This is a genomic window from Kitasatospora sp. NPDC001225 (assembly GCF_053597855.1).
In genome coordinates this window covers 52,495-79,458 of sequence record NZ_JBSFJC010000011.1, presented here as the reverse complement: position 1 = coordinate 79,458, position 26,964 = coordinate 52,495, and the positions used below count along the sequence as shown (strand labels likewise).

Genomic DNA, 26,964 nt, shown 5'->3' with positions numbered 1-26,964 from the left:
GTCTGATTCTCACTGCGGGGGGCATCGATGATGGACAGTGCTGGTTGTCGTGGCGGGCGTGAGCTCCCGGCGCGTGCGGTCGCGGTGGTCGGGGTCGGCTGCCGGTTCCCGCAGGCGGACGGGCCGGAGGCGTTCTGGCGGCTGCTGCGCGGCGGTGGTGACGCGGTGGTCGGGCGGCGGGGCGGCCGGGGCCCGGCGCGCGGGGGGTTCCTGGACGGGGTGGACGGATTCGACCCCGAGTTCTTCGGCATCTCACGGCGTGAGGCCGTGGCGATGGACCCGCAGCAGCGACTGGCCCTCGAACTGGCGTGGGAGGCGCTGGAGGACGCCAGGACCCTGCCGGGCGCCCTGGAGGGCAGCCGGACGGGCGTGTTCCTGGGGGTGATCGCGGACGACTACGCGACGCTGCTGCACGGGCTGGGCCCCGACGCGGTGACCGGGCACACCCTGACCGGGCTGCAGCGCGGGGTGACCGCCAACCGGATCTCGTACACGCTGGGCCTGCACGGTCCGAGCCTGGTGGTGGACACCGGCCAGTCGTCCTCGCTGGCCGCCGTGCACCTGGCGTGCGCGAGCCTGCGCAGCGGCGAGTCCGAGCTGGCGCTGGCCGGCGGGGTGAGCCTGGTCCTCGCGCCGGAGAGCACCCGGGCGCTGGAGCGGGCCGGAACGCTGTCGCCGGACGGGCGCTGCTTCACCTTCGACGCCCGCGCCAACGGCTACGTCCGCGGTGAGGGCGGCGGGGTGGTGGTGCTCAAGCTGCTGGAGGCCGCCGTCCGGGACGGCGACCGCATTCACGCCGTCATCCGCGGCAGCGCCCTGAACAACGACGGCGCGACGCAGACGCTGCCGACCCCGGGCCGGGCGTCGCAGGAGCGGGTGCTCCTGGAGGCCTGCGTCGACGCGGGCGTCGAGCCGGGCGAGGTCCAGTACGTCGAGCTGCACGGTTCGGGGACGCGGGCCGGCGACCCGGTCGAGGCCGCGGCGCTCGGTGCGGCGCTGGGCTCGGTGCGCGGCGAGGGCGATCCGCTGCTGGTCGGATCGGTGAAGACGAACATCGGCCATCTGGAGGGCGCGGCGGGGATCGCCGGGTTCATCAAGACCGTCCTGTGCCTGGCCGAGCGCGAGCTCGTGCCCAGCCTGAACCACGTCGGGCCCGGCGAGCGGGTCCCGCTCGACGAGCTGCGGCTGCGGGTGAACACCGAGGCCGGGGCCTGGCCCTCGCCGCACGGTCAACTGGTCGCCGGAGTCAGCTCGTTCGGGATCGGCGGCACCAACTGCCATGTGATCCTGTCGGATTGGCCGGGCGTGGACGCAGCCGACACGGCCCCCGAGGAGAAGGAGGAGGCCGGGGCGCTGCCCTGGGTCCTGTCCGGGCGGGACGAGCCCGCGCTGCGCGACCAGGCCGAACGGCTGCGCGCCCATCTGGCGGCGCGTCCGGCGCTCGGGGCGGCCTCGGTGGGCCGGTCGCTGGCCGTCACCCGCACCGCGTTCGAGCACCGCTGCGTGGTCGTCGCGGACGACCGGGACGGCTTCCTCGCCGAACTCGCGGACCGGGCGGCCGGGCGGCCGTCGGCGGTCGTGGTGGAGGGCCGGCACGAGGGGCCGCCGGTGCGGCCGGTCTTCGTCTTCCCCGGCCAGGGCTCGCAGTGGACGGGCATGGCGGCGGAGCTGATCGAGACCTCCCCGTTCTTCGCCGAGCGGATCGACGAGTGCGCCGAGGCCCTCCGCCCGTACGTGGACTGGTCGTTGGCCGATGTCCTGCGCGGGGCCTCCGGTGCGCCGCCGCTGGAGGGCGACGAGGTGGTCCAGCCCGCACTGTGGGCCGTGATGGTGTCGCTGGCCGCGCTGTGGCGCTCGGCCGGGGTGGAGCCGGCCGCCGTGGTGGGGCACTCGCAGGGCGAGATCGCCGCCGCCACCGCCGTGGGCGCGCTGTCGCTCCGGGACGGTGCGCGGATCGTGGCCCTGCGCAGCCGGGTACTGAACCGGATCGCGGGCGGTGGCGGCCTGTTGTCGGTGGACCTCCCGGCCGAGCGGGTGGAGCGGGACCTCGCGGCGGCCGAGCTCGCGGGAGTCGACCGCGCGGCGGTCGGCGGCCCCGGGCTGTCGGTCGCGGCGGTCAACGGCCCGGCGCACACGGTGGTGGCGGGGCCGGCGGCCGCGCTCGACGCGCTGGCCGCCCACTACGGGCAGCGGGTGCGCACCCGGCGGATCCCGATCGACTACGCCTCGCACAGCGCGGCCGTCGAGGAGCTTCGGGACGGCCTGCTCACCGCCTTCGCCGGGATCGCCCCGCGCTCCACCGGCGTGCCGTTCCACTCGACCGTCACCGCCGGACCGGTCGACACCGCCGAACTGGGCCCCGGGTACTGGTTCCGCAACCTGCGCGAGCCGGTGCGGTTCGGGCCGGTCGTCGAGCGCCTGCTGGACGCGGGCCACTCGACCTTCCTGGAGATCAGCCCGCACCCGGTGCTGGCGATGGGCGTCCGGCAGGCGATCGACCTGTACGGCGGGGACGGCGCCGCGCTGAGCACGCTCCGGCGCGGCCACGGCGGCCGCCGGCGGTTCCTCACGGCGGCGGCCGAGGCCTTCGTCCGGGGCGTCCCGGTCGACTGGTCCGCGCTGCTGCCCGCCTCGGCGCCGCTCGCCGACCTGCCGACGTACCCGTTCCAGCGCCGCTCCTACTGGCCGTCCGGGATGCCGGGGGCCACCGGGAGCGAGCGGGCGGACGAGGGGACGCAGACGCTGGCCCCGGCCCCGGCCCCGGCCCCGGCGCCGGTTCCGGGCCTGGACGGGCGGTCGGTCCTGGAGCTGGTCCGGAGCCTGACCGCCGTCGTGCTGGGCACGGGCTCGGCCGCCGACGTCCGGCCCGGGCGGACGTTCCGCGAGATGGGCCTGGACTCGGCCATGACGCTCGAACTGCGCGACCGGTTGGCGGCCGCGACGGGGCTGAACCTGGAGAGCACCGTCCTGTACGACCACCCGAGCCCGGCCGCCCTGGCCGCCGCGATCGGCGCGCTGAAGGCGAACGACGAGGCAGACAAGGACAACGAGGCCGAGCCGGAGCCCGACAACGACGGCAACGAAGGCAAGGCCGGAAACGACGACGAGGCCGACGACCCCGTGGTCATCGTCGGCATGGCCTGCCGCTTCCCCGGCGGGGTGCGCTCGCCCGAGGACCTGTGGGACCTGGTCGAGGCCGGCACCGACGCCATCGGCGACTTCCCCGACGACCGGGGCTGGGACCTGGCGGCGCTCCACCACCCGGACCCGGACCGGGCCGGCACCTCCTACGTCCGCCGGGGCGGCTTCGTCCGGGACGTCCCGGACTTCGACGCGGAGTTCTTCGGGATCAGCCCGCGCGAGGCCCTCGCCATGGACCCGCAGCAGCGGCTCCTGCTGGAGGTCGCCTGGGAGGCGCTGGAGCGGGCCGGGATCGACCCCACCGCGCTGAAGGGCAGCCGGACCGGCGTGTTCGCCGGGGCGATGCACTCCGGCTACGGGCCGAGCATGGAGGCGGCCGGGCCCGGCGTCGCGGGGCACCTGCTGACGGGCACCAGCGTGAGCGTGGTCTCCGGGCGGGTCGCGTACGTCCTCGGGCTGAACGGGCCCGCGCTGACGGTGGACACCGCGTGCTCGGCGTCGCTGGTCGCGCTGCACCAGGCGGTGCGGTCGGTCCGGGCCGGGGAGTGCTCGCTCGCCCTGGCCGGCGGGGTCACCGTCATGGCGACGCCCGGCATGTTCGTGGAGCTGTCCCGCCAGCGGGTGCTGGCCGCCGACGGCCGCTGCAAGGCGTTCTCCGCCGGGGCGGACGGCACCGGCTGGGGCGAGGGCGCGGGCATGGTCGTGGTCGAGCGGCTCTCGGACGCCCGCCGCCACGGCCACCCGGTCCTGGCGGTCGTGGCCGGCAGCGCCGTCAACTCCGACGGCGCCTCCAACGGGCTGTCCGCGCCCAGCGGCGTCGCCCAGCAGCGCGTGATCGAGGACGCGCTCGCCGACGCCGGGCTCGCGCCGCGGCAGGTCGACGCCGTGGAGGCGCACGGGACCGGCACCGCCCTGGGCGACCCGATCGAGGCCAACGCCCTGCTGGCCGCGTACGGGCAGGGCCGGGAGCGGCCGCTGTGGCTCGGGTCCCTCAAGTCCAACATCGGGCACGCCCAGGCCGCGGCGGGCGTCGGCGGCGTGATCAAGATGGTCCAGGCGCTCCGGCGGGGCGCGCTGCCCGCCACGCTGCACGCCGACGAGCCGTCCCCGCACGTGGACTGGACGGCCGGCTCGGTGGCCCTGCTCGACCGGGCCCGGCCCTGGCCGGAGACCGGGGAGCCCCGGCGCGGCGGCGTCTCCTCGTTCGGGATCAGCGGCACCAACGCGCACGTGATCCTGACCGAGCCGCCGGCCGGGCAGCAGGCCGGGCAGCCGACCGGGCCCGGGGCGGCGGGAGAACCGGCGGCACCGCCCGTGGTGCCGGTCGTGCTGTCGGCCCGCACCCCGGAGGCGCTGCGGGAGCGGGCCCGCGGGCTGGCCGACGGGCCGCTCGACCCGGTCGCCGCCGCGCCGGCCCTGACCGCCCGGACCTCCTGGGACGAGCGTGCCGTGGTGGTCGCCGCCGACCGGCCGGAGGCCGAGCGGGCGCTGGCGGCGCTGGCCCGCGCCGAGGAGGCCCCCGGCCTGGTCACCGGCCGGGTCGGCGAGCCCGGCCGGACCGTCCTGGTCTTCCCCGGCCAGGGCGGCCAGTGGCGCGGGATGGCGGCGCGACTCGCCGCCGAGAGCCCGGTGTTCGCGGCCCGCCTGGCCGAGTGCGAGCGGGCGCTCGCGCCGTACGTCGACTGGTCGTTGGCCGACGTCCTGGCCGATGGCCGGGCCGAAACCCGGACGGACGCCCCGGCCGAGGCCCGGACGGACGCCGCGTCCGACGCCCGGACCGGCGCGCCGACCGGCGCGTCCCCGCTCGACCGGATCGACGTCGTGCAGCCCGCGCTGTGGGCGGTGATGGTGTCGCTGGCCGAGCTGTGGCGGGAGGCCGGGGTCGTCCCGGACGCCGTGGTCGGCCACTCCCAGGGCGAGCTCGCCGCCGCCGTGGTGGCCGGGGCGCTCTCCCTGGAGGACGGCGCCCGCGCCATCGCGCTGCGCAGCCGCCTGGCCGTCGACCTGATGGGCCGGGGGGCGATGGCCGTCGTCCCGCTGCCCGCCGCGCGGGTGCGGGAGCGCCTCGGCGCGCTGAGCATCGCCGCGGTCAACGGACCGGCCGTCACCGCCGTGGCCGGCGCCCCGGACGCGATCGCCGCCCTGGTCGACGGGTACCGGGCCGAGGGCGTCAACGCCCGGGTGATCCCGGCGGCCTTCGCCTCGCACTGCCCGGCGGTCGAACCGATCCGGGCGGAGCTCCTGGCCGGGCTGGCGCCGCTGACGCCGCGCGGCGGCGGGATCGCGCTGATGTCCTCGGTCACCGCCGACTGGCAGGACGGCGCCGGGCTGGACGCGGCCTACTGGTACCGGAACCTGCGGCACACCGTGCGCTTCCAGGAGGCCGTCGAGGCGCTCGTCGCCTCCGGCCACACCACCTTCGTCGAGGTCGGCCCGCACCCGGTGCTGGGCGGCAGCATCGGCCAGATCCTGGAGGAGGCCGGTGTCGACGGGATCGTCACCGGCTCGCTGCGCCGCGACGACGGCGGCCTGCGCCGCTTCCTCACCTCCGCCGCCGAGGCCCACGTCCGCGGTCTGCCCGTCGCCTGGGAGCGCCTCACCGGTGCGGCGGCCGGCCACGTCGACCTGCCCACCTACCCCTTCCAGGGCCGCCGCTACTGGCTCACCGGAGCGGCCGGGCCGACCGGCACGGCCGACCTCGGCCAGGCGCCGGCCGAGCACCCCCTGCTCGGCGCGGCCGTCGAACTCGGCGACGGCGAGACGGTGTTCACCGGACGGCTGTCGGCCCGCAGCCACCCCTGGCTGGCCGACCACGTCCTCGCCGGGACGGTCGTCGTGCCGGGCACGGCCTTCCTGGAGCTGGCCCTGCACGCGGGAGCGAAGGCCGGGACGGCGCGGATCGAGGAACTGACCGTCGCCACCCCGATGGAACTGCCCGCGGACGGCGCCGTCGACCTGCGCGTACGGGTGTCCGGCGCGGACGGCGACGGGCTGCGGACCTGCCGGATCTCGGGCCGGGCGACCGGCGGCGGCGAGTGGATCGAGCACGCCACCGGCACCCTGAGCGCCGACCACATCCCTGCCCCGGCCCCGCTCCGGAACCGGGCCGCCACCGATTGGCCGCCGACCGGCGCGACGCCGGTGCCGGCGACCCGGATGTACGAGGACCTCGCCCTGCGCGGTCACCAGCCCGGGCCGGCCTTCCAGGGCCTGCGGGCCGCCTGGCGGGGCGCCGGCGGCGAGCAGTACGCCGAGGCCGTCCTGCCCGAGCCGGCGGAGGCCGACGCCGGGTCCTACCGGCTGCACCCCGCCCTGCTCGACGCCTCCCTGCACGGTCTGATCGCCGCCGCCCCGGGCCACGAGGGGCGGCCCGTACAGCCGGTGCGCTGGCGCGGAGTGTCCCTGACGGCCGCTCCGGCCGGCGGCCGGACGTTCCTGCGGGTGCAGGCCGGGCCCGCCTCGGACGGCGGCCTCCCGCTGGCCCTGCTCGACGCCTCGGGGGAGCCGGTGGGGCTGGTCGAGGCGGTGGAGCTGCGCCCGGTCGCGGCGGGACGCCCCGCCGACCCGGCCGCCGCCGCGCGCGACTCGCTGTTCGCCCTCGGCTGGGAACCGCTGCGGGAGTCGGTGCCGGAGCCGGTGTCGTTGCCGGCCGGCCCGTTGCCGGCCGGCCCGTTGCCGGTCGTCCCGTGGGACGCCCTCGACCCGGACGCACTGCTCGCGGCGGCCGACCCGGACACGCCCACCGTGGTGGACTGCCCGACCGGACCGACCGGACCGACCGGACCGCACGGACAGCAGGACGCCACCGACCCGGCGACGGCGGCCAGGACCGCCGTCCACCGCACCCGGGACCTGCTCGCCCGGTGGCTCGCCGAGGACCGGCTCGCCGGGTCCCGCCTGGTGCTGGTCACCCGGGGCGCGGTCGCCGTACGGCCCGGCGAGACCGTCCGGGACCTCGCCCAGGCGGCGGTCTGGGGCCTGGTGCGCACCGCCCAGGTCGAGCACCCGGGCCGGTTCACCCTGGTCGACCTGGCCCCCGGCACCACCGTGCCCGAAGGCACTCCCGCGACCGAAAGCACTCCCGCGACCGAAGGCGCCCCCGAGGTCCCGGCCGCCGTACTGACCCCGGAGGAGAACCAGCTGGCCGTCCGCGACGGCGCCGTCCTGGTGCCCCGGCTGGTGTCCGCCGTGGGCGATCCCGCGCTGCGGCCCCCCGAGGACGCGGCGGCCTGGCACCTGGACATCCCCGAGCGCGGCACCCTCACCGGCCTGGAGCTGCGACCCTGCCCCGAGGCCGCCGCCGAGCCCGGCCCCGGCCGGGTCCGGGTCGCGGTCCGCGCCGCCGGGCTGAACTTCCACGACGTCCTGGGCGCGCTCGACATGCACCCCGGCGATCCGGGCCCGCTCGGCCTGGAGGGCGCGGGCGTGGTCACCGCGACCGGGCCCGGGGTCACCGGCCTGGCCGTCGGCGACCGGGTGACGGGCCTGTTCCCGGCGGCGTTCGGCACGGTGGCCCAGGCCGACCACCGCACCCTGGTCAGGATCCCGGACGACTGGTCCTTCACCCGGGCCGCCGCCGTGCCGGTCGCCCACCTGACCGCCCTGCACGCCCTGGTCGAACTGGGCGGCGTGGGCGCGGGGGACCGGGTGCTGGTCCACGCCGGGGCGGGCGGCGTCGGCCTGGCCGCCGTCCAGCTGGCCCGGCACCTGGGCGCGGAGGTCTTCGCGACCGCGAGCCCCGCCAAGTGGCCCGCGCTGCGCGCCCTCGGCCTCGACGACGACCACCTCGCCTCCTCCCGCGAGCCCGGCTTCGGCGCCCGCTTCGGTGCCGGCCCGAGTGCCGGCCCGGGTGCGGGCCCCGACGCGGGCGACCGGCGGATGGCGCTCGTCCTGAACTCGCTGACCGGCGAGCTCGTCGACGAGTCGCTGCGGCTGCTGCGTCCCGGCGGGCTCCTGGTCGAGCTCGGCCGGACCGAACAGCGCGACCCCGCCGAGGTGGCCGCCGCGCACCCCGGCGTGCGCTACCGGGCGTTCAACCTGCTCCAGCTGCCGCCCGAGCACCTCGCCCGCCTGCTGGAGCGGACGGTCGAGCTGTTCGCCCGGGGCGCGTTCGGCTGGCCCGCCGTCACCGACCTGGACGTCCGGCGGGCGCCCGAGGCCTTCGGGCTGCTGCGCCAGGGCACCCACGTCGGCAAGGTCGTGCTCACCGTCCCGCCGGTCCTCGACCCGGACGGAACCGTCCTGATCACCGGTGGGACGGGCGCCATCGGCCGGGCCGTGGCTCGGCACCTGGTCACCGGGCACGGCGCCCGGCGGCTGCTGCTGGCCGGCCGCCGGGGAGGCGATGCGCCGGGAGCCGCCGAGCTGGCGGCCGAACTGACCGCGCTCGGCGCCGAAGTGGCGTTCGCGGCCGTGGACGTCGCCGACCGGGCCGCCGTCGCCGCGATGATCGCGGCGGTCCCCGCCCGGCACCCGCTGACCGCCGTGATCCACGCCGCCGGCGTGGTGGACGACGCGCCCGTCGCCTCGCTCACCCCCGCGCGGATCGACCGGGTGATGCGGGTCAAGGCCGACGGCGCCTGGCACCTGCACGAGCTGACCGCCGGTCACCCGCTCACCGCCTTCGTCCTGGTCTCCTCGGTGATGGGGACGCTCGGCGGCGCCGGCCAGGGCGGCTACACCGCCGCCAACGCCTTCCTCGACGGGCTCGCCCGGCACCGCCGCGCCCAGGGCCTGCCCGCCCTCGCGCTGGCCTGGGGCCTGTGGGGCGACCCGGACGGCATGCTGGGCGCCCTCGGCGACGCCGACCGCGCCCGCTTCGCCCGGGCCGGGCTGGTGGAGATCGACCCAGGGCACGGCCTGGCCCTGCTGGACGCGGCGCTGCCGTCACCGCACGCCGTCCTGGTGCCCGCCCGGCTCGACCGCGAGGTCCTGCGCGACCTCGGACCGGACCTCCCGCCGGTGCTGCGCGAGGTCGTGGCGTCCGCCGGGGCGGGGCGGGGCGGGAACGGCCCGACGCCACGGCGGCACCGCCCGCTGCGCGAGGAGCTGGGCGGCCTGACCGCCGGTGAACGCGCCGACGCCCTGGCCGACCTGGTCCGGACCCACATGGCCGCCGTCCTCGGCTCCCGGCCCGAGGCGATCCCGGACGACCGGCCGTTCGGCGAGCTCGGCTTCGACTCGCTCACCTCGGTCGAGTTCCGCAACCGCCTCGGCACGGCGACGGGGCTGAAGCTCCCGCTCACCCTGCTGTTCGAGGCGCCGACGCTGCCCGAGCTGGTCGCCGTCCTGGACGCCGGGATCGCCCCGCCCGTCCACGAGACCGGGCCGGCTCAGGGAATCGAGCCCGAGCCGGCCGCCGGGGAGTGCGGCGAGGACGCGACGGCCCTCGACGAGGACGTGGCGGCCCTCGTCGAGGCCGCGACCGCCGAGGAGCTCCTCGACTTCATCGACCGCGAGCTCATCTGACCCCGGTCCGCCGCCCCACCCCCCCACCCCCTACGACCACGAGCCCACCAGATCCCCACGGAGGACCGATCCGTCATGGCATCAGCATCGGACGAGAAGCTGCTCGGATACCTCAAGCGCCTCACCCTCGACCTGCACGAGGCGCGCGGGCGCCTGCGCGAGCTGGAGGAGGGGGAGCGGGAGCCGATCGCGATCGTCGGCATGGCGTGCCGGTACCCGGGCGGGGTCGACTCGCCCGACGCGCTGTGGCGGCTGCTGGCCGAGGGCGGGGAGAGCGTCGGCGCGTTCCCCCGTGACCGGGGCTGGGAGGAGGGGCTGTACGACCCCGAGGGCGGCGGCCGGAGCCTGACCGGTTCCGGCGGATTCCTGTACGACGCGGCCGAGTTCGACGCCGGCTTCTTCGGGATCAGCCCGCGTGAGGCGCTGGCCATGGACCCGCAGCAGCGGCTGCTGCTGGAGACCGCCTGGCGGGCCTTCGAGGACGCCGGGATCGACCCGGAGTCGGTGCGCGACACCGAGACCGGGGTGTTCGCGGGCCTGTCGAACCTCGACTACGGGCTGGGGCGCGGCGAGGTGCCCGAGGAGGCCGAGGGCTTCCTGACCACCGGGGCGGTGGGCGGCGCGGCGTCCGGCCGGATCTCGTACACGCTCGGCCTGCGCGGTCCGGCGATCACCGTGGAGACGGCCTGTTCGTCCTCGCTGGTCGCGCTGCACCTGGCCGTCCGGTCGCTGCGCGGCGGCGAGTGCGCGATGGCGCTGGCGGGCGGGGCGACGGTCATGTCCACCCCGCAGCTGTTCACCGAGTTCACCAGGATGCAGGGCGTGGCGCCGGACGGCAGGTGCCGCCCGTTCTCGGCCGGGGCCGGCGGCAGCGGGCTCTCCGAGGGCGTGGGCGTGCTGCTGCTGGAACGGCTGTCGGACGCGCGGCGGCACGGCCACCCGGTGCTGGCCGTGGTGCGCGGCAGCGCGGTGAACCAGGACGGTGCCAGCAACGGCTTCACCGCGCCGAGCGGGTCCGCGCAGCAGCGGGTCATCCGGCAGGCGCTGGCGGACGCGCGGCTGTCGCCCGGCGACGTCCAGGTGGTGGAGGCGAGCAGCACCGGCACGGAGCTCGGCGACCCGATCGAGGCGCGCGCCCTGCTGGCCGCCTACGGGCAGGACCGGGACCGGCCGCTGCGGCTGGGCTCGTTGAAGCCCAACATCGGGCACTCCCAGGCGGCGGCGGGCGTCGCCGGGGTGATCAAGACGGTGCTGTCGATGCGTCACGACACGCTCCCCGCCACCCTGTACGCGGACGAGCCCACCCCGCACGTCGACTGGTCGGCGGGCGCGGTCGAGCTGGTCGCCGAGCGGGCCGCCTGGCCGGGGACGGCCGGGCCCAGGCGGGCCGGGGTGTCCTCGCAGGGCATCAGCGGCACCAACGCCCACGTGATCATCGAGGAGGCCCCGGCCGCCTTGGAGGCCGGGGAGGTCGGGGACGGGGAGGCCGGTCCGGGCGGGCCGCGGCTGCTGACCCTGTCCGCCAAGTCGCCGGCCGCGCTCGCCGAACTCGCCGACCGCTACACCGAGTTGCTCGCGGACGGCGGGCCGGGCGCGGCCGGCGGGTCCGGCTTGGCGGCGGTCTGCCGGGCCACCGGCCTCGGCCGGGCGCACTTCCCGCACCGGCTGACGGCCGTCGCCTCCTCGGCCGCCGAGCTGCGGGACCTCCTCCTGCGGACCCGCCGGGAGGAGGAGCCGCCGCCCGGGGTCCGGGTCGGCACCCGGACCCCGGAGGGCGGCCGGGGCCCGGTGTTCCTCCTCACCGGCGCCACCGGCCCCCTGGCCGGGCCGGACGCCGAGGCGGTCGCCGTCCTGGCCGAGGCCGAGCCGGTCTTCCGCCGCGCCCTGGACCAGTGCGCCGAGGCGCCCGGCGGCCGGCTCTCGCCGTTCGCCGTCGGCTACGCGCTCGCCGAGCTGTGGCGCTCGTGGGGCGTGCGGCCCGCCGCCGTCCTCGGCCACGGCACCGGCGAGCTGGTGGCCGCGTGCGTCACGGGCACGATGAGCCCGGAGGACGCGCTGGTGGCGGCCCGTACGGTCCGGAACGCGGCCGCGCCGGAGACGGCCGGGCCGGACGCCGCCGGGTCGGAGCGGTTCGCCGCCGGCCTCGCCGCGCTGCTGCGGGACGGCCACCGCACCTTCGTCGAGCTCGGGCCCGCCTCGCCGCTGCTCGACGAGGTCCGGGCGGCCGGGCACACCGCGGTCCTGCCGTCGCTGCGCCCGGGGGAGGACGCCCGGCGCACCCTCCTCGACAGCCTCGGCGCGCTCTACACCCGGGGCGCGCGGATCGACTGGGCGCGCGTGCACGGCGAGCCCGCCGGGCCGCCGGTGCGCCTGCCCGGGTACCCGTTCCAGCGCGAGCGCTACTGGCTCTGGACCGGTGCCCCGCGCCGCACCGGGGCACCGGCACCGGAGGGGTCGCTGGTCGCGCAGGTACGGCTGGTCGGCCCCGACGGTACGCCGGTGGCGCTCGCCGACGGCGTGCGCCTGGAGGCGGTGCTGGACGCCCTGCCGCCCACCGCGCCCGTGACGGAGCCGCCCGCGACGCAGGGACCCGCCGAGGACGTCGTCGAGCTGGTGGCCGGCATCGTCGGCCGGGCGCGCGGCGCGGCCGTCACCGGCGACGACCGGGAGCTGCCGCTGCGGCGCCTGGCCGTCGACTCGCTGATCGCGATGGACATCCGGCAGACCCTCGCCCGGCGGCTCGGCGTGGACCTGCCGCTGCGCGACCTGCTGGACGGCCGCGGCGTCACCGCGATCGCCGACGCCGTCCGGGCCGCACGCGGCGACACCGACGGCAGCGGTAGCGGCGCTGAAGCCCGACGACCCGGGACGGCGCTGGTCGCCGACCCGGCGGCCCGCCACGAGCCGTTCCCGCTCACCGACCTCCAGCAGGCCTACCTGGTCGGCCGGACCGATGCCTTCGAGCTCGGCAACGTCTCCACCTCCTTCCTGGTCGAGGTGGACCTGACCGACACCGACCCGGACCGGCTGGCCGCCTCCTTCCGGCAGCTCGTCGACCGGCACGACATGCTCCGCGCGGTCGTCTCCCGGGACGGGCACCAGCGGGTGCTCGCCGAGGTCCCCGAGTACCGGATCGCCACCGTCGACCTGCGGGCCTGCGACCCGGTCGAACGGGAGCGCCGGCTGGCCGCGATCCACCGGGAGATGCGGGACCAGGTCTTCGACACCGAGGCCTGGCCGCTGTTCGACGTCCGGGCCACCCTGCTCGACGCCCGCACCACCCGGCTGCACCTCAACTTCGACGCGCTGATCATCGACGGCCGCAGCTCCGGGCTGCTGTTCCGGGAGTGGGCGCAGGCCTACCGCCACGGGGCGCCCGCGACCCCCGCCCCGGCCGTCACCTACCGCGACTACGTGCTCGCCGCCGCCGGGGCGGACGCCGAGGGACGCGAGCGGTCGCTCGCCTACTGGCGGGCCCGCGTCGACTCGCTGCCGCCCGCGCCCGCCCTGCCGCTGCGCCCGGGCCCGGCGCCCCGGCGGCCGGAGTTCGTCCACCGCACGGCCCGGGTCGGGGCCGGGGCGTGGCGGCGCTTCAAGGAGCACGCCGCGGCGGCGGGCCTCTCGCCCTCGGCCGCGCTGTGCGCCGCGTACGCGCAGGTGCTGGGCGCCTGGAGCGCCTCGCCGCGCTTCACGCTCAACCTGCTGGCGTTCCACCGGCGGCCCCTGCACGAGGACGCCGGCCGGGTGGTCGGCAACCTCAGCGCCACCACCCTGCTGGAGGTCGACGCCGCCCCCGGCGAGGCCTTCGCCGCGGGCGCCGCGCGCCTCCAGGACCAGCTGCTGGCCGACCTCGAACACGGCCACGTCAGCGGCGTCGAGGTGCTGCGCGAACTCAACCGCACCCGCGGCGGGACGGGCCTGGCGGGCATGCCGGTGGTCTTCACCAGCACGATCGGCTTCTCCGCCCGGAGCGACGGCGCCGACAACACCGCCGACGGCGACAACACCGACAACACCGCCGACGGCGGCCCGGAGCAGCGCGGGGCGCTCACCGCGCTGACCGCGCTCGGCACCGCCGGCGAGCTGGCCTCCAGCTCGGTGCGCACCCCGCAGGTGTGGCTCGACCACCAGGCCCTGGAGGAGGCGGGGGAGCTGGTCCTGAACTGGGACGTGGTGGAGGAGGTGTTCCCCGAGGGCGTCGTCGACGGGATGTGGGAGGCCTACCGGGACCTGGTGCGCGGCCTGTGCGAGGAGGGCGCGTGGCGCCGCCCGCCGGCCGTGCTCGCGCCGGAGTCCGACCTGGCGGTCCGCCGGGCCGTCAACGCCACCGACGGCCCCGCCCCCGCCGAGCTGTTGCACGACGCGTTCCTGCGGCAGGCCGCGGCCCGGCCGGACGCGCCCGCTGTCATCACGGCCGCCCGGACCCTCAGCTACCGCGAGGTGGACCGCCGGTCCGACCGGATCGCCCGTCGGCTGATCGAGGACGGCGCCGGCCCGGGCGCGCTGGTCGGCATCGTGCTGGACAAGGGCTGGGAGCAGGTCGTCGCGGCGCTGGCCGTCCTCAAGACCGGGGCCGCCTACGTGCCGGTCGACGCCGCTGTGCCCGGCCCGCGCCTGCGGATGATCGTGGAGGCCGCCGGGATCGGCCTGGTGCTGACCCGCTCGGCGGTCGCGGCCGGGCTCGACCTGCCGGACGGCACCCGCGCGCTGCACGTCGACACCGAGCCGGAGGACACCGGCGCGGACGGCCCGCTGCCGCCCTCCCCGGCCCGGCCCGAGGACCTCGCGTACGTCATCTTCACCTCGGGCTCCACCGGGGTGCCGAAGGGCGTGATGATCGAGCACACCGGCGCGGTCAACACGATCCGGGACGTCAACGACCGGTTCGGCGTGACCGGGGACGACCGGGTGCTGGCGCTGTCGGCGTTCAACTTCGACCTCTCGGTCTACGACGTGTTCGGCCTGCTCGCGGTCGGCGGCGCCGTGGTCCTGCCCGACGCCCCGGCGCAGCGCGAGCCGGCCGCCTGGCTGGACCTGGTGACCCGGCACCGGGTGACGGTCTGGAACAGCGTCCCCGCGCTGATGGAGATGTTCGTCGAGCACGTGCGGGCGCTCGGCGGCCCGTTCCCGCTGCGGCTGGTGATGATGAGCGGCGACTGGATCCCCGTCACCCTCCCCGGCGCCGTCGCCGCGGTCCTGCCGGACGCGCGGGTCGTCGGCCTGGGCGGTGCGACCGAGGCCTCGATCTGGTCGATCCTGCACCCGATCACCGACGTGGACCCGGAGCGGACGAGCATCCCGTACGGCCGGCCGATGCGGAACCAGCGCTTCCATGTGCTGGACGAGGCGCTGCGGCCGCGCCCGGCCTGGGTCCCCGGCGACCTGTACATCGCGGGCACCGGCCTGGCCCGCGGCTACCTCGGCGACGAGGAGAAGACCCGCGCGGCCTTCCCGCGCCACCCGGTGACGGGGGAGCGGCTCTACCGCACCGGCGACCTCGGCCGCTACCTGCCGGACGGCGACATCGAGTTCCTCGGGCGTGCGGACTTCCAGGTGAAGATCCAGGGCCACCGGATCGAGCTCGGCGAGGTCGAGGCGGCGCTGCTGCGCCGGCCGGACGTCCGGGCGGCGGCCGTGGTGGCCGAGGGCGAGCGCGGCGGCCCGCGACGGCTCGTCGGCTACGCGGTGGCGGACGCCTCCGAGGAGGAGCTGCGCGCGGCGCTCGGCCGGGAACTGCCGGGGTACCTGGTGCCCGCCCGGATCGTCCTGCTGCCGGAGCTGCCGCTGACCGACAACGGCAAGGTGGACCGCCGTCGGCTTCCCACGCCCGGGCTCGCGGCCCCGCGCCCCGGCGGGGCGGTCGCCCCGCGCGACGCGGCCGAGCGGCTGCTCGCCGGGATCTGGGCCGAGTTCTTCGGCACTCCCGCGGCGACCGCCGACGCCGCCCCGGACCCCGCCGACGCCGCCCCGGACCCCGCCGACGCCGCCCCGGACCCTTCCGGTTTCGACGTCACGGCGAACTTCTTCGACCTCGGCGGCGACTCCATGCTCGCGGTGCGGATGATGGCCCGGATCCGGCAGTGCACCGGCCGCTCGTTGCCGGTGGCCACGCTGCTCGCCCGGCCGACCGTCGAGGCGCTCGCCGGGGTGCTGCGCGAGCGGGCCGAGGACGAGGGCCGGGCGGCCCTGGTCACCGTCCGGGGCACCGGGACCCGGCCGCCGCTGTTCCTGGTCCACCCGGTCGGCGGCGACGTGCTCTGCTACGCCGGGCTCGCCGCCCTGCTGGACGAGGACCAGCCGGTCCACGCCCTCCAGTACCCCGAAGCGGACCCCGGGGCGGACTCCGGGGCGCAGCCCGCCCCGCGGACCGTGGCCGAGCTGGCCGCGCACTACGCCGACGCGATCACCGCGCGGTTCCCGGACGGCCCGTACCGGCTCGGCGGCTGGTCGATGGGCGGGGTGATCGCCCTGGAGACCGCCCGGCTGCTCACCGACCGGGGCGCGGCGGTCGAACTGGTCGCGGCCGTGGACCTGCTCGAACCGCCCGGCCGCACCGAGCCCGCCGCCGAGCCGGCGCTGCTGGCCCGGTTCGCCCGCGACCTGGCCGGGCTGGCCGGCCACGACTGGAACCCCGGGCCGGAGGAGTTCGAGCCGGTCGACGGCGGCTCCCCGGTCGAGGAGCTGCTGACCCGGGCCCGGCGGGCCGGCGTCCTGCCGGAGGAGATCGACGGCGCCACCCTGGAGCGGCTCGCGGGCCGGTTCCTGCGCCTCAGCCGGGCGCTGGCCGAGCACCGGCCCGTCCCGTACCGGGGCCGGGTCCGGCTGCTGCGGGCGATGGACGGGGCCAGCACGGCCACCACCCGGCGGTGGCTGGAGCTGCTCGGCGACCGGGCGGAGAGCGTCGACGTGCCCGGCGACCACTACAGCGTCATGCGCGCCCCGTACCTCCCGACCCTGGCGGCCGAGCTCGACAAGGCGTTGAACGACCTGTGACCCGCCGCCCCGGAGAACCCCACCGCACCCGCCGAACCAGGAGGACCGGATGACCACCCTCGAACTGCCGCCCCGCACTGGTACGCCCCGCACCGGGACGGCCCGCACCGCCGCCTCGGTCCTGGACCGGGTACGGAGCTACGCCGCCGGCCTGCCGGCCACCGCGCCGGAGACCGAACGGCTGGGCCGGATCCCCGGTGACGTCCTGGCGGGCCTGAAGGCCACCGGGCTGCTGCGGGCCGCCCTGCCGCCGCGGCTGGGCGGGGTCGAGCTGACCGTGCCGGAGACCACCCGGGCGATCGACCTGCTGGCCGAGGGCGACGCCTCGGTCGCCTGGTGCGCGTCCGTCGCGCTGAACGCCTCGCTGGCCGTGGTCTCGCTGCCCGAGGACGTCTTCGCCGAGCTGTTCCCGGACCCGGACCTGATCGCCGCGACGGTGCTGCCGCCGGCCGGGCGGTCGGTCCGGCACGGCGGCGGCCACCTGCTGACCGGCCGCTGGACCCACGCCAGCGGGATCACCCACGCCGACCGGGTGCTGGCCGGGTTCCTGACCCCGGAGGGCACCCCGAGGGTCGCCGTCCTGGACGCCGCGCAGGTCCGGGTGCTGGACACCTGGCACACCACCGGGCTGCGCGGCACCGGTTCGCACGACATCGAGGTCGCCGACCTGTTCGTCCCGGAGCGGCACACCTTCGCCCTGGCGCCGTCCGGCACCCGGGCGGAGCCGCTCCACCTGCGCGCCGACAACCTCGCCCTCAAGATGGCGGGCGTGCCGCTGGGGATCGGCCGGGCCGCGCTGGCCGGCGCCCGGGAGCTGCTCTCCGCCCGGCGCACCGCGCTGCCCTACCCGGGGGTCCGGGCCGACCTCGCGCACGCCGAGTCGCTGATCGGCGCGGCGGACGCCTACGTGTACCGCACGCTGGAGCAGGCCTGGGCGGCCCAGGCGGCGGGCCTGGCGCCGGAGCGCGGCACGGCGGCGCTGGCCCGCCGGTTCGCCCACCGGGCCTGCCGGGAGGCGGTCCAACTCCTGTACGACGCCGCGGGATCGGCCGCGGTCTACACCGAGCGCACCCCGCTCGACCGCTGCCTGCGCGACGTCGTCACGGCGGGCCGCCACGTCGCCTCGGCGGAGAAGGTCCTGGACGGTGTCGGCGAGCTGCGGCTCGGGGGCGCGCCCGAGTCCCCGCACCTCTGATCAGGGGCCCTCAAGCCGTCAGGCCCTCAGGCCCTCAGGCCGTCACGCCTCCTCGCGCCAGCCCTCGTAGCCGGCCGCGAGGCGGTCGAGGGCGTGCAGCAGCGCCGGGGTCCAGCCGCTCTCCGGGGCCTCGGCCACGACCAGCCACTGGGCGTCCTCGGCGTCGTCCTCGCCCGCGAGCGCGTCGCGGACGACTTCGAGCTCGCCGAGGTCGGGCTGGGCGGCGCCGAGCTCCTCGGCGGCCTCCTCGGCGGTGTCGCGGTCGGGCAGGACGAGCAGCTGCCGGGCGTACGGGTCGTCGACGGCCGGGAGGTCGGTGGTGTGGTTCTCGCTCACCCGGACATTGTCCAGGTCGGGCCGCCCGCTCCGTCGGGCGGGAGTGTCCGCGGCCCGTGGGATGCTGGTAGGCGATGGCCAGGAAGAGTGCACCCGACGACCTGCTCGCCCCGCTGACCCTCGCGGTCGGCCAGGAGGAGCTGCTGCTGGACCGCGCGGTCGCCCAGGTGGTGGCGGCGGCGAAGGCGGCGGACCCGGACACCGACGTACGGGACCTGCCGCCCGGCGGCCTGCAGCCCGGCAGCCTGGCCGAGCTGACCACGCCGTCGCTGTTCGCCGAGCGCAAGGTGATCGTGGTCCGGGCCGCGCAGGACCTCTCCGCCGACTCCGTGAAGGAGGTCAAGGCGTACATCGAGGCCCCGGCCGAAGAAGTGATCATGGTGCTGGTGCACGCCGGCGGCGCCAAGGGCAAGGGCCTGCTGGACGCCGGGCGCAAGGCCGGCGGGCGCGAGGTGGCCTGCCCCAAGCTGGCCAAGGCGAGCGAGCGGCTGGCCTTCGTCAAGGGCGAGTTCCGCACCCTGGGCCGCTCCGCGACCCCGGAGGCCTGCCAGGCGCTGCTGGACGCGCTCGGCAGCGACCTGCGCGAGCTGGCGGCCGCCTGCAACCAGCTGACCTCCGACGTCGAGGGCACGATCGACGAGACGGTGGTGGCCCGCTACTACAGCGGCCGGGCCGAGGCGACCGGCTTCGAGGTCGCCGACCTGGCGGTCACCGGCCGGGCCGCGGAGGCGCTGGAGCGGCTGCGCTGGGCGCTGGCCGTCGGCCAGCCGCCGACCGGCATCACCTACGCGCTGGCCTCCGGCGTGCGCAGCATCGGCCGGCTGGCGAGCGCCGGGCGGAACATGCGCCCGGGCGACCTGGCCCGCGAGCTGGGCATGCCGCCGTGGAAGGTCGACCGGGTCCGCCAGCAGATGCGCGGCTGGACGGGCGACGGGGTGGCCACCGCGCTGACCGCGATCGCCCAGGCCGACGCCGCCGTCAAGGGCGGCTCGGACGACCCGGCGTACGCCCTGGAGCGCGCGGTGGTCGCCGTCGCCCGGGCCTCCCGGGCCGGCTCCCGGCCCGCCTACTGACGGCCCGGCGCCGCGGGCCCCGGCGCTACTTCTTCATGGCCCGCACGGTGTCCTGCCCGTCGGACTGGAGGGCGGTGCGCAGCTCCTCCTTGGTCGGCGGCTTGCCCTTGCCCTCGGTGTAGCCGGCCGAGTAGGTGACGTAGTACGTCATCCCGCCGTCGCGGATGTCCAGTTCGGCGTAGACGCTGTGGTACTGGTCCGAGCCGTCGTCCTTGTACAGGAAGTACGCCTCCTCGCCGAGCCCCGCGATGTCGGTGACCTGGTAGCCGCGGGCCCGGTAGAGCTCCTTGTTGGCCTCCAGCTCGGGCGCCGGGTTGACCGCCTTGTGCAGGTCGACGCGCATGTAGAGGGTGGCGGACTCGCTGTCGCTGGTGCCGCCGGTGCGCTTGAGCGACATCGAGCAGTTCATGCTGTCCAGCGCCGGGTGCCGGTCGGTGTGGTGGGTCGGCTTGGAGGTGTCCGAGACGGAGTAGGTCTGCAGGAGCTTCGTGGGCTTCCCGGTGGCGCAGAAGTCGTCGGAGAGGTGGTAGCCGCGCAGGTCGCGCGGCGAGGAGTCGCTGCTGACCAGGCCGGGGACGGCCGTCACGGCGGCGGCCCAGCCGATCGAGACGGTCACCGCGCCGACGAACGCCCAGACGGCGTTGCGCCGCAGGTTCCCGCTCCGCCCGGGGGCGGGGGCGGCGGGCAGGCCGGGCGCGGTGGGCAGCCCCGGCGGCGGTCCGAAGCCGCCGGCGCCCGCGGGGCCGGGAGCGCCCGGTACGGGCTGCGCGCCCCCGCCCGGCTGCTGCTGCGGGAAGCCGTACCCCGGTCCGTTCGGTGGCTGCGGGAAGCCGTATCCCGGTCCGTTCGGTGGCTGCGGCGGCGGTGGCGTCGTCATGGAAGTTCCCCCCTGGACCTGGCGCCGAGGTGCTCCCCGCACCCCGGTCGGACCCGACCGACGATAGCCGCCGGGCCGCGGAACGCGACAGGCGCCGCAGCGGCCTCGGGGAGAGGCCGGCTGCGACGCCTGTCGCACTGCTTCTGTGCACCGCACCCGCGTGGCGAACGCAGGCCGCGTGCGGTGCGAGTCTTGCGCGCCTCGGGGGGCCGGGTAGAGGGCCGGGTCGCTCCGAAGCGGTGGGGGTCGAAGACCCCGGGGCGTCAGGCCTGGACGGCGGTGTTGACGCGCTTGGTGATGGCCGACTTCTTGTTGGCGGCCTGGTTGGCGTGGATGACGCCCTTGCTCACGGCCTTGTCCAGCGCCTTGGAGGCGGCGCGGGCCAGCTCGGTGGCCTTCTCGGTCTCGCCGGCGGCAGCGGCCTCACGGGCCTTGCGCAGAGCGGTCTTCAGCGAGGACTTGACGGCCTTGTTGCGCAGGCGCGCCTTCTCGTTGGTCTTGTTGCGCTTGATCTGGGACTTGATGTTCGCCACGAAGGAGCCTCAGTCTTGTCTAAGGATTTGAACGGGTTCGCACCCGGTGGCCGTCGGACCAGCTGAGAGGGCATGCCGAGGCTGGGTGCAGCAGCCCACGCTACCAGGGGCCCGCTGCCCGCCCCAAACCCGGGCGCCCGCGAGGGCCGCCCCGACCGCTCGCGAGGGCGGCCCCGGGTGCCCGAACGGCGGCCCGCCCCGCGGTCGTGGGAAGATGGCAGGGACTATTTCGATCGGACGAGCCCGTCCGGTCCCCGGGAAACCGGTCAGCGATGACCCGGACACCCCCGGCCCCGGACCAACGGAGAATCGGACCAAGGTGCCCGCGACCCCCAGCAATGTGCCAGAGCCCAGCCGTACCGACCCGGCGCTGATCCGCAACTTCTGCATCATCGCCCACATCGACCACGGCAAGTCGACGCTCGCAGACCGGATGCTGCAGATCACCGGCGTCGTCGACCCCCGGCAGATGCGTGCCCAGTACCTCGACCGCATGGACATCGAGCGTGAGCGCGGCATCACCATCAAGTCGCAGGCGGTCCGCCTTCCGTGGGCGCCGAAGACCGGTCCGAACGCCGGGACGACGCACATCCTCAACATGATCGACACCCCCGGCCACGTGGACTTCACGTACGAGGTGTCCCGCTCCCTCGCCGCGTGCGAGGGCACCATCCTGGTGGTCGACGCGGCCCAGGGCATCGAGGCGCAGACCCTCGCCAACCTGTACCTGGCGCTGGAGAACGACCTCACGATCGTCCCGGTCCTCAACAAGATCGACCTGCCGGCCGCCCAGCCGGAGAAGTACGCGGCCGAGATCGCCCACATCATCGGCTGCGACCCCTCCGACGTGCTCCAGGTCAGCGCCAAGACCGGCCTGGGCGTCGAGGACCTGCTGGACCACATCGTCAACACCGTCCCGGCCCCGGTCGGCGTCAAGGACGCCCCGGCCCGCGCGATGATCTTCGACTCGGTGTACGACTCCTACCGCGGCGTGGTCACCTACGTCCGTGTGGTGGACGGGCAGCTCACCAAGCGCGAGCGGATCTCGATGATGTCCACCGGCGCGACCCACGAGCTGCTGGAGATCGGCGTCATCTCGCCCGAGCCGAAGGTCGCCGACGGCCTCGGCGTCGGCGAGGTGGGCTACATCATCACCGGTGTGAAGGACGTCCGGCAGTCCAAGGTCGGTGACACGATCACCTCGATGCACAAGGGCGCCACCGAGGCGCTGGGCGGCTACAAGGACCCGCGCCCGATGGTGTTCTCCGGCCTCTACCCGCTGGACGGCTCGGACTACCCGCTGCTGCGCGACGCCCTCGACAAGCTGCGGCTCAACGACGCCGCGCTGGTGTACGAGCCGGAGACCTCGGTCGCGCTCGGCTTCGGCTACCGCTGCGGCTTCCTCGGCCTGCTGCACCTGGAGATCATCCGGGAGCGCCTGGAGCGCGAGTTCAACCTCGACCTGATCTCCACCGCCCCGAACGTGGTCTACCGGGTGGTCATGGAGGACGGCACCGAGCACACCGTCACCAACCCGAGCGAGTTCCCCACCGGCAAGATCGCCGAGGTGTTCGAGCCGGTGGTGCGCGGCACCATCCTCGCGCCCAACGAGTTCGTCGGCGCGATCATGGAGCTCTGCCAGTCCCGCCGCGGCAACCTCCAGGGCATGGACTACCTGTCCGAGGACCGGGTCGAGCTGCGCTACACCCTGCCGCTCGCGGAGATCGTCTTCGACTTCTTCGACCAGCTGAAGTCCAAGACCCGCGGCTACGCCTCGCTGGACTACGAGCCCATCGGCGAGCAGTCCGCCCAGCTGGTGAAGGTCGACATCCTGCTGCACGGCGACGCGGTGGACGCCTTCTCCGCGATCGTCCACAAGGACAAGGCCTACGGCTACGGCGTGATGATGGCGGGCAAGCTCCAGAAGCTCATCCCCCGCCAGCAGTTCGAGGTGCCGATCCAGGCGGCCATCGGCTCCCGGGTGATCGCCCGCGAGACGGTCCGCGCGATCCGCAAGGACGTCCTCGCCAAGTGCTACGGCGGTGACATCTCCCGTAAGCGGAAGCTGCTGGAGAAGCAGAAGGAAGGCAAGAAGCGGATGAAGATGGTCGGCCGCGTGGAGGTCCCGCAGGAGGCCTTCATCGCCGCGCTGTCCACCGACGCCGAGGCGCCGAAGGAGAAGAAGTAACGGCGGCAGGCGTTCGGAAACGCGGGAAGGGCCCGGGCATCAGCCCGGGCCCTTCCCGCGTTCTCCGACGGTCTTCGGGGGAGCGTCAGTCCACCTCGGCCACGGCCTCGGCGAACTGCGCCTGGTAGAGCCGGGCGTAGGCGCCGTCGGCGGCGATCAGGTGGTCGTGCGAGCCCTGTTCGACGATCGAGCCGTTCTCCATCACCAGGATGACGTCGGCGTCCCGGATGGTGGAGAGCCGGTGGGCGATCACGAAGCTGGTGCGGCCGGTGCGCAGCCGGGCCATGGCCCGCTGGATCAGCACCTCGGTGCGGGTGTCGACGGAGCTGGTCGCCTCGTCCAGGACCAGGATGGACGGCTGGGCGAGGAACGCCCGGGCGATGGTGATCAGCTGCTTCTCGCCGGCGCTGACGTTGGTGCCCTCGTCGTCGATGACGGTGTCGTAGCCGTCCGGCAGGGTGCGCACGAAGCGGTCGACGTGGGCGGCCCTGGCGGCCTCGACGACCTGGTCGCGGGTGGCCGACTCGGCGCCGTAGGCGATGTTGTCGGCGATGCTGCCGCCGAACAGCCAGGTGTCCTGGAGCACCATGCCGATGCCGGAGCGCAGTTCCTCGCGGGACATCGCGGCGATGTCCACGCCGTCGAGGGTGATCCGTCCGGAGCTGACCTCGTAGAACCGCATCAGCAGGTTGACCAGGGTGGTCTTGCCGGCGCCGGTGGGGCCGACGATGGCGACGGTCTGGCCGGGCTCGACCTTGAGCGAGAGGTCGTCGATGAGCGGCTTCTCGGGGTCGTAGCGGAAGGACACGTCCTGGAAGGCGACCCGGCCGCGCACCACGTCGGGCCGTTCCGGCATGGCCGGTTCGGCGCTCTGCTCGGGGGCGTCCAGCAGCTCGAAGACGCGCTCGGCGGAGGCGACGCCGGACTGCACCAGGTTGGCCATGCTGGCGACCTGGGTGAGCGGCTGGCTGAACTGCCGCGAGTACTGGATGAACGCCTGGACGTCACCGATGGACAGCGCGCCGCTGGCGACCCGCAGACCGCCGACGACGGCGACCAGCACGTACTGGAGGTTGCCGATCAGCATCATCGCGGGCTGGATGATGCCGGAGATGAACTGGGCCTTGAAGCTGGCGTGGTAGAGCGCCTCGTTGTGCTCGCGGAAGGTCTCCGCGGACTCGTGCTGGCGCCCGAACACCTTGACCAGGGTGTGGCCGGTGTACATCTCCTCGATGTGGGCGTTCAGTTGGCCGGTGGACTTCCACTGCTGGACGAACTGCGGCTGGGCCCGCTTGCCGACCCTGGTGGCGACGACGACCGAGACGGGCACCGAGACCAGGGCGATCACGGCGAGCAGCGGGGAGATCCAGAACATCATCGCGAGCACGCCGACCACGGTGAGCAGCGAGTTGACGACCTGTCCCATGGTCTGCTGCATGGACTGGCCGATGTTGTCGATGTCGTTGGTGACCCGGCTGAGCACCTCGCCGCGCGGCTGCTTGTCGAAGTAGCTGAGCGGCAGCCGGGCGAGCTTGGCCTCGACGTCCTGGCGCAGCCGGTAGCTCGCGGCCTGGATGGCCCGGGTGGCGAGCCGGCCCTGGAAGATGCCGAAGACGGCGGAGGCGAGGTAGATGCCGAGCACCCAGAGCAGGACGGTGCCGATGGCGCCGAAGTCCATGCCCTGGCCGGGGGTGAAGTGGACGGCGGAGAGCAGGTCGGCGACGCCGCCCTCGCCGTGGGCGCGCAGCCCGTCGATGACCTGGTCCTTGGACATGCCGGTCTGGAAGCGGGCGCCGACGACACCGGCGAAGATCAGGTCGGTGGCGTCGCCGAGGATCTTGGGGCCGATGACGGCGCAGCCGATGCCGAGCACGCCGAGGACCAGGACGCCGATCAGGGTGTTGCGTTCGGGGCGCAGCAGGCCGAGGACGCGCTTGCCGGAGCCCTTGAAGTCCATGGACTTCTCGGTGCCCTGGCCGCCCATGAAGCGGCCGGGGCCGGCCGGGCCGCGGCGGGCGGCGGCGGCCTGGGAGTCGCTGGGCAGTTCGGCGTCCTTCGGGGCGCCGTTCGCCGGGGCGCCGTCCACCGGGGCGTCCTCGGGAGCGGCGCCTCTCGGGGCCGGCCCCTTGGTCAGGTCGGGCTTGTTGCCGGGCGTGGTCACGCCGCCTCCTGCTCGGTGAGCTGGGAGAGCACGATCTCCCGGTACGTCGGGTTGTCGGCCATCAGCTCGTGGTGGGTCCCACTGCCGACGACGGCGCCCTCGTCGAGGACGATGATCCGGTCGGCGTCGCGGATGGTGGACACCCGCTGGGCGACGATCAGGACGGTGGCGTCGGAGGTCTCGCGGGCGAGGGCCTTGCGGAGCCGGGCGTCGGTGGCGTAGTCGAGCGCGGAGAAGGAGTCGTCGAAGAGGTAGACGGAGGGCCGGCGGACCAGGGTCCGGGCGATGGCCAGGCGTTGGCGCTGGCCGCCGGAGACGTTGCCGCCGCCCTGGGCGATGGGGGCGTCCAGGCCTTCGGGCAGCTTCTCGACGAACTCCTTGGCCTGGGCGATCTCCAGGGCGTGCCAGAGCTCCTCGTCGGTGGCGTCGGGCCGGCCGTAGCGGAGGTTGCTGGCGACGGTGCCGGAGAAGAGGTAGGGCTTCTGCGGGACGATGCCGACGCTCTCGGCGATCGCGGCGGGGGCGAGTTCGCGGACGTCGACGCCGTCGAGCAGGACCCGGCCGGAGGTGACGTCGAAGAGCCGGGGGACGAGGCCGAGCAGGGTGGACTTGCCGCTGCCGGTGGAGCCGATGATGGCGGTGGTCTGGCCGGGGCCGGCGGTGAGGTCGATGCCGCGCAGCACCGAGGCCTCGGCGCCGGGGTAGCGGAAGTCGACGCCGCGCAGTTCCAGGGTGCCGCGGTGCGGGACCTCGGTGACGGGGGCGGCGGGCGGGACGACGCTGCTGTCGGTGCCGAGGACCTCCTGGATGCGCTCGGCGCAGACCTCGGCGCGCGGCACCATCATGAACATGAAGGTGGCCATCATGACGCTCATCAGGATCTGCATCAGGTAGGAGAGGAACGCGGTGAGCGCGCCGATCTGCATGGCGCCGCTGTCGATGCGGTGGGCGCCGAACCAGAGCACGGCGACGCTGGAGACGTTCACCACCAGCATGACGGCGGGGAACATGATGGACATCAGCCGGCCGACCTGGCGGGAGACCTGGGTGAGGTCCTCGTTGGCGTCGGCGAAGCGGGCCTGCTCCTGGTCGTCCTTGACGAAGGCGCGGATGACCCGGATGCCGGTGATCTGCTCGCGCAGGACCCGGTTCACGGTGTCGATCCGTACCTGCATGCTGCGGAACCTGGGGCGCAGCGCGCGGACCAGCAGGACCACGACGACGCCGAGCACGGGGATGACGGCGAGCAGCAGGCCGGACAGCGGGACGTCCTGGTTGAGCGCCATGATGATGCCGCCGACGCACATGATCGGCGCGGCGACCATGAGCGTGAAGCTCATCAGGGCGAGCATCTGGACCTGCTGGACGTCGTTGGTGGTGCGGGTGATCAGCGAGGGGGCGCCGAACTGGCCGACCTCGCGGGCGGAGAAGCTCTGCACCCGGTCGAAGACGGCGGCGCGGACGTCCCGGCCGAAGGCCATCGCGGTGCGGGCGCCGTAGTAGACCGCGCCGATGGAGCAGAGGGCCTGGAGGACGGTGACCGCGATCATCACCCCGCCGACGCGCAGGATGTAGCCGGTGTCGCCCTTGACCACGCCGTCGTCGATGATGTCGGCGTTGAGCGTCGGCAGGTAGAGCGCCGCGAGGGTGGACACCAGCTGGAGCAGCACCAGCAGGGTGATCGGTCGGGAGTACGGGCGCAGGTACGCCCTCAGCAGTCTGATCAGCACTAGCACACTCTTGTCGTCGCCGGTCGGGTTCGCACCCCAATTCTCGGTGTTCTGTAGCGTCGTACAGGTCATTCGGCGTCCGGGAGCCGGAGGTTTGCCGGGCCTTTGCCGAACGGCGGGGTGCGGCACCGGTCGCGCGGGGTCGTGCCGTCGGGCGCCGCCCCCTTACGGAATGACCGGTTTCCCCCTAGGCTGCTGATTGCCCCTTTGTTACTGACCGGTACCGCTCAGGTGAACCGGGGCCCGGCGACCGCCCCCACGGACGCCGC

General features: G+C 75.4%; 10 protein-coding genes. 5 read left to right on the top strand and 5 right to left on the bottom strand.

What is annotated here, in order from left to right; genetic code table 11:
* The first annotated feature begins 27 nt into the window (after positions 1-27).
* From ACWDCZ_RS06140 to ACWDCZ_RS06130, 3 genes are all read left to right on the top strand, one after another.
* The gene (locus ACWDCZ_RS06140) at positions 28-9,609 is read left to right on the top strand and encodes a type I polyketide synthase (RefSeq protein ID WP_449815330.1); all 9,582 of its coding nucleotides are present in this window, start codon (positions 28-30) and stop codon (positions 9,607-9,609) included.
* Positions 9,610-9,684: 75 nt separating this feature from the next.
* Positions 9,685-16,602 carry a hybrid non-ribosomal peptide synthetase/type I polyketide synthase gene (locus ACWDCZ_RS06135; protein ID WP_449815329.1) on the top strand — a complete coding sequence of 2,306 codons (6,918 nt, stop codon included), beginning with the start codon at positions 9,685-9,687 and terminating at the stop codon, positions 16,600-16,602.
* Between the two features lie 49 nt (positions 16,603-16,651).
* Positions 16,652-17,797 carry an acyl-CoA dehydrogenase family protein gene (locus tag ACWDCZ_RS06130; protein WP_449815328.1) on the top strand — a complete coding sequence of 382 codons (1,146 nt, stop codon included), beginning with the start codon at positions 16,652-16,654 and terminating at the stop codon, positions 17,795-17,797.
* A gap of 42 nt (positions 17,798-17,839) precedes the next feature.
* Here ACWDCZ_RS06130 and ACWDCZ_RS06125 read toward each other — a convergent pair whose 3' ends face one another.
* The gene (locus tag ACWDCZ_RS06125; protein ID WP_049657893.1) at positions 17,840-18,133 is read right to left on the bottom strand and encodes a hypothetical protein; all 294 of its coding nucleotides are present in this window, start codon (positions 18,131-18,133) and stop codon (positions 17,840-17,842) included.
* A gap of 74 nt (positions 18,134-18,207) precedes the next feature.
* On the opposite strand from ACWDCZ_RS06125, the gene holA reads away from it, so the two are divergent.
* Positions 18,208-19,206 (top strand): DNA polymerase III subunit delta, encoded by a 999-nt coding sequence (gene holA, locus ACWDCZ_RS06120; RefSeq protein WP_375877524.1) that lies wholly within the window; start codon positions 18,208-18,210, stop codon positions 19,204-19,206.
* A 25-nt stretch (positions 19,207-19,231) separates the two neighbouring features.
* Here the strand turns inward: holA and ACWDCZ_RS06115 are convergent, their stop codons facing one another.
* Both ACWDCZ_RS06115 and rpsT read right to left on the bottom strand, forming a co-directional pair.
* The gene (locus tag ACWDCZ_RS06115) at positions 19,232-20,083 is read right to left on the bottom strand and encodes a hypothetical protein (protein WP_181970581.1); all 852 of its coding nucleotides are present in this window, start codon (positions 20,081-20,083) and stop codon (positions 19,232-19,234) included.
* A 263-nt stretch (positions 20,084-20,346) separates the two neighbouring features.
* Entirely contained in the window at positions 20,347-20,616 is a 270-nt protein-coding gene (gene rpsT / locus ACWDCZ_RS06110; RefSeq protein ID WP_030309778.1) for a 30S ribosomal protein S20, read from the bottom strand.
* A gap of 319 nt (positions 20,617-20,935) precedes the next feature.
* On the opposite strand from rpsT, the gene lepA reads away from it, so the two are divergent.
* Positions 20,936-22,804 carry a translation elongation factor 4 gene (lepA, locus tag ACWDCZ_RS06105; RefSeq protein WP_063780165.1) on the top strand — a complete coding sequence of 623 codons (1,869 nt, stop codon included), beginning with the start codon at positions 20,936-20,938 and terminating at the stop codon, positions 22,802-22,804.
* 85 nt (positions 22,805-22,889) lie between these two features.
* On the opposite strand, the gene ACWDCZ_RS06100 is transcribed toward lepA, so the two are convergent.
* The gene (locus ACWDCZ_RS06100; protein WP_117491689.1) at positions 22,890-24,788 is read right to left on the bottom strand and encodes an ABC transporter ATP-binding protein; all 1,899 of its coding nucleotides are present in this window, start codon (positions 24,786-24,788) and stop codon (positions 22,890-22,892) included.
* Between the two features lie 173 nt (positions 24,789-24,961).
* Positions 24,962-26,695: an ABC transporter ATP-binding protein gene (locus ACWDCZ_RS06095; RefSeq protein WP_049651919.1), complete on the bottom strand. Its 1,734-nt coding sequence runs from the start codon at positions 26,693-26,695 to the stop codon at positions 24,962-24,964.
* Between the last annotated feature and the right edge of the window lie 269 nt (positions 26,696-26,964).

Excerpts from the sequence above, each read along its gene's own strand:
- ACWDCZ_RS06130 (WP_449815328.1), top strand. The coding sequence starts at position 16,652 with ATGACCACCCTCGAACTGCCGCCCCGCACTGGTACGCCCCGCACCGGG.
- ACWDCZ_RS06115 (WP_181970581.1), bottom strand. The coding sequence starts at position 20,083 with ATGACGACGCCACCGCCGCCGCAGCCACCGAACGGACCGGGATACGGC.
- holA (WP_375877524.1), top strand. The coding sequence starts at position 18,208 with ATGGCCAGGAAGAGTGCACCCGACGACCTGCTCGCCCCGCTGACCCTC.
- ACWDCZ_RS06100 (WP_117491689.1), bottom strand. The coding sequence starts at position 24,788 with ATGGGCGGCCAGGGCACCGAGAAGTCCATGGACTTCAAGGGCTCCGGC.
- ACWDCZ_RS06140 (WP_449815330.1), top strand. The coding sequence starts at position 28 with ATGATGGACAGTGCTGGTTGTCGTGGCGGGCGTGAGCTCCCGGCGCGT.
- ACWDCZ_RS06135 (WP_449815329.1), top strand. The coding sequence starts at position 9,685 with ATGGCATCAGCATCGGACGAGAAGCTGCTCGGATACCTCAAGCGCCTC.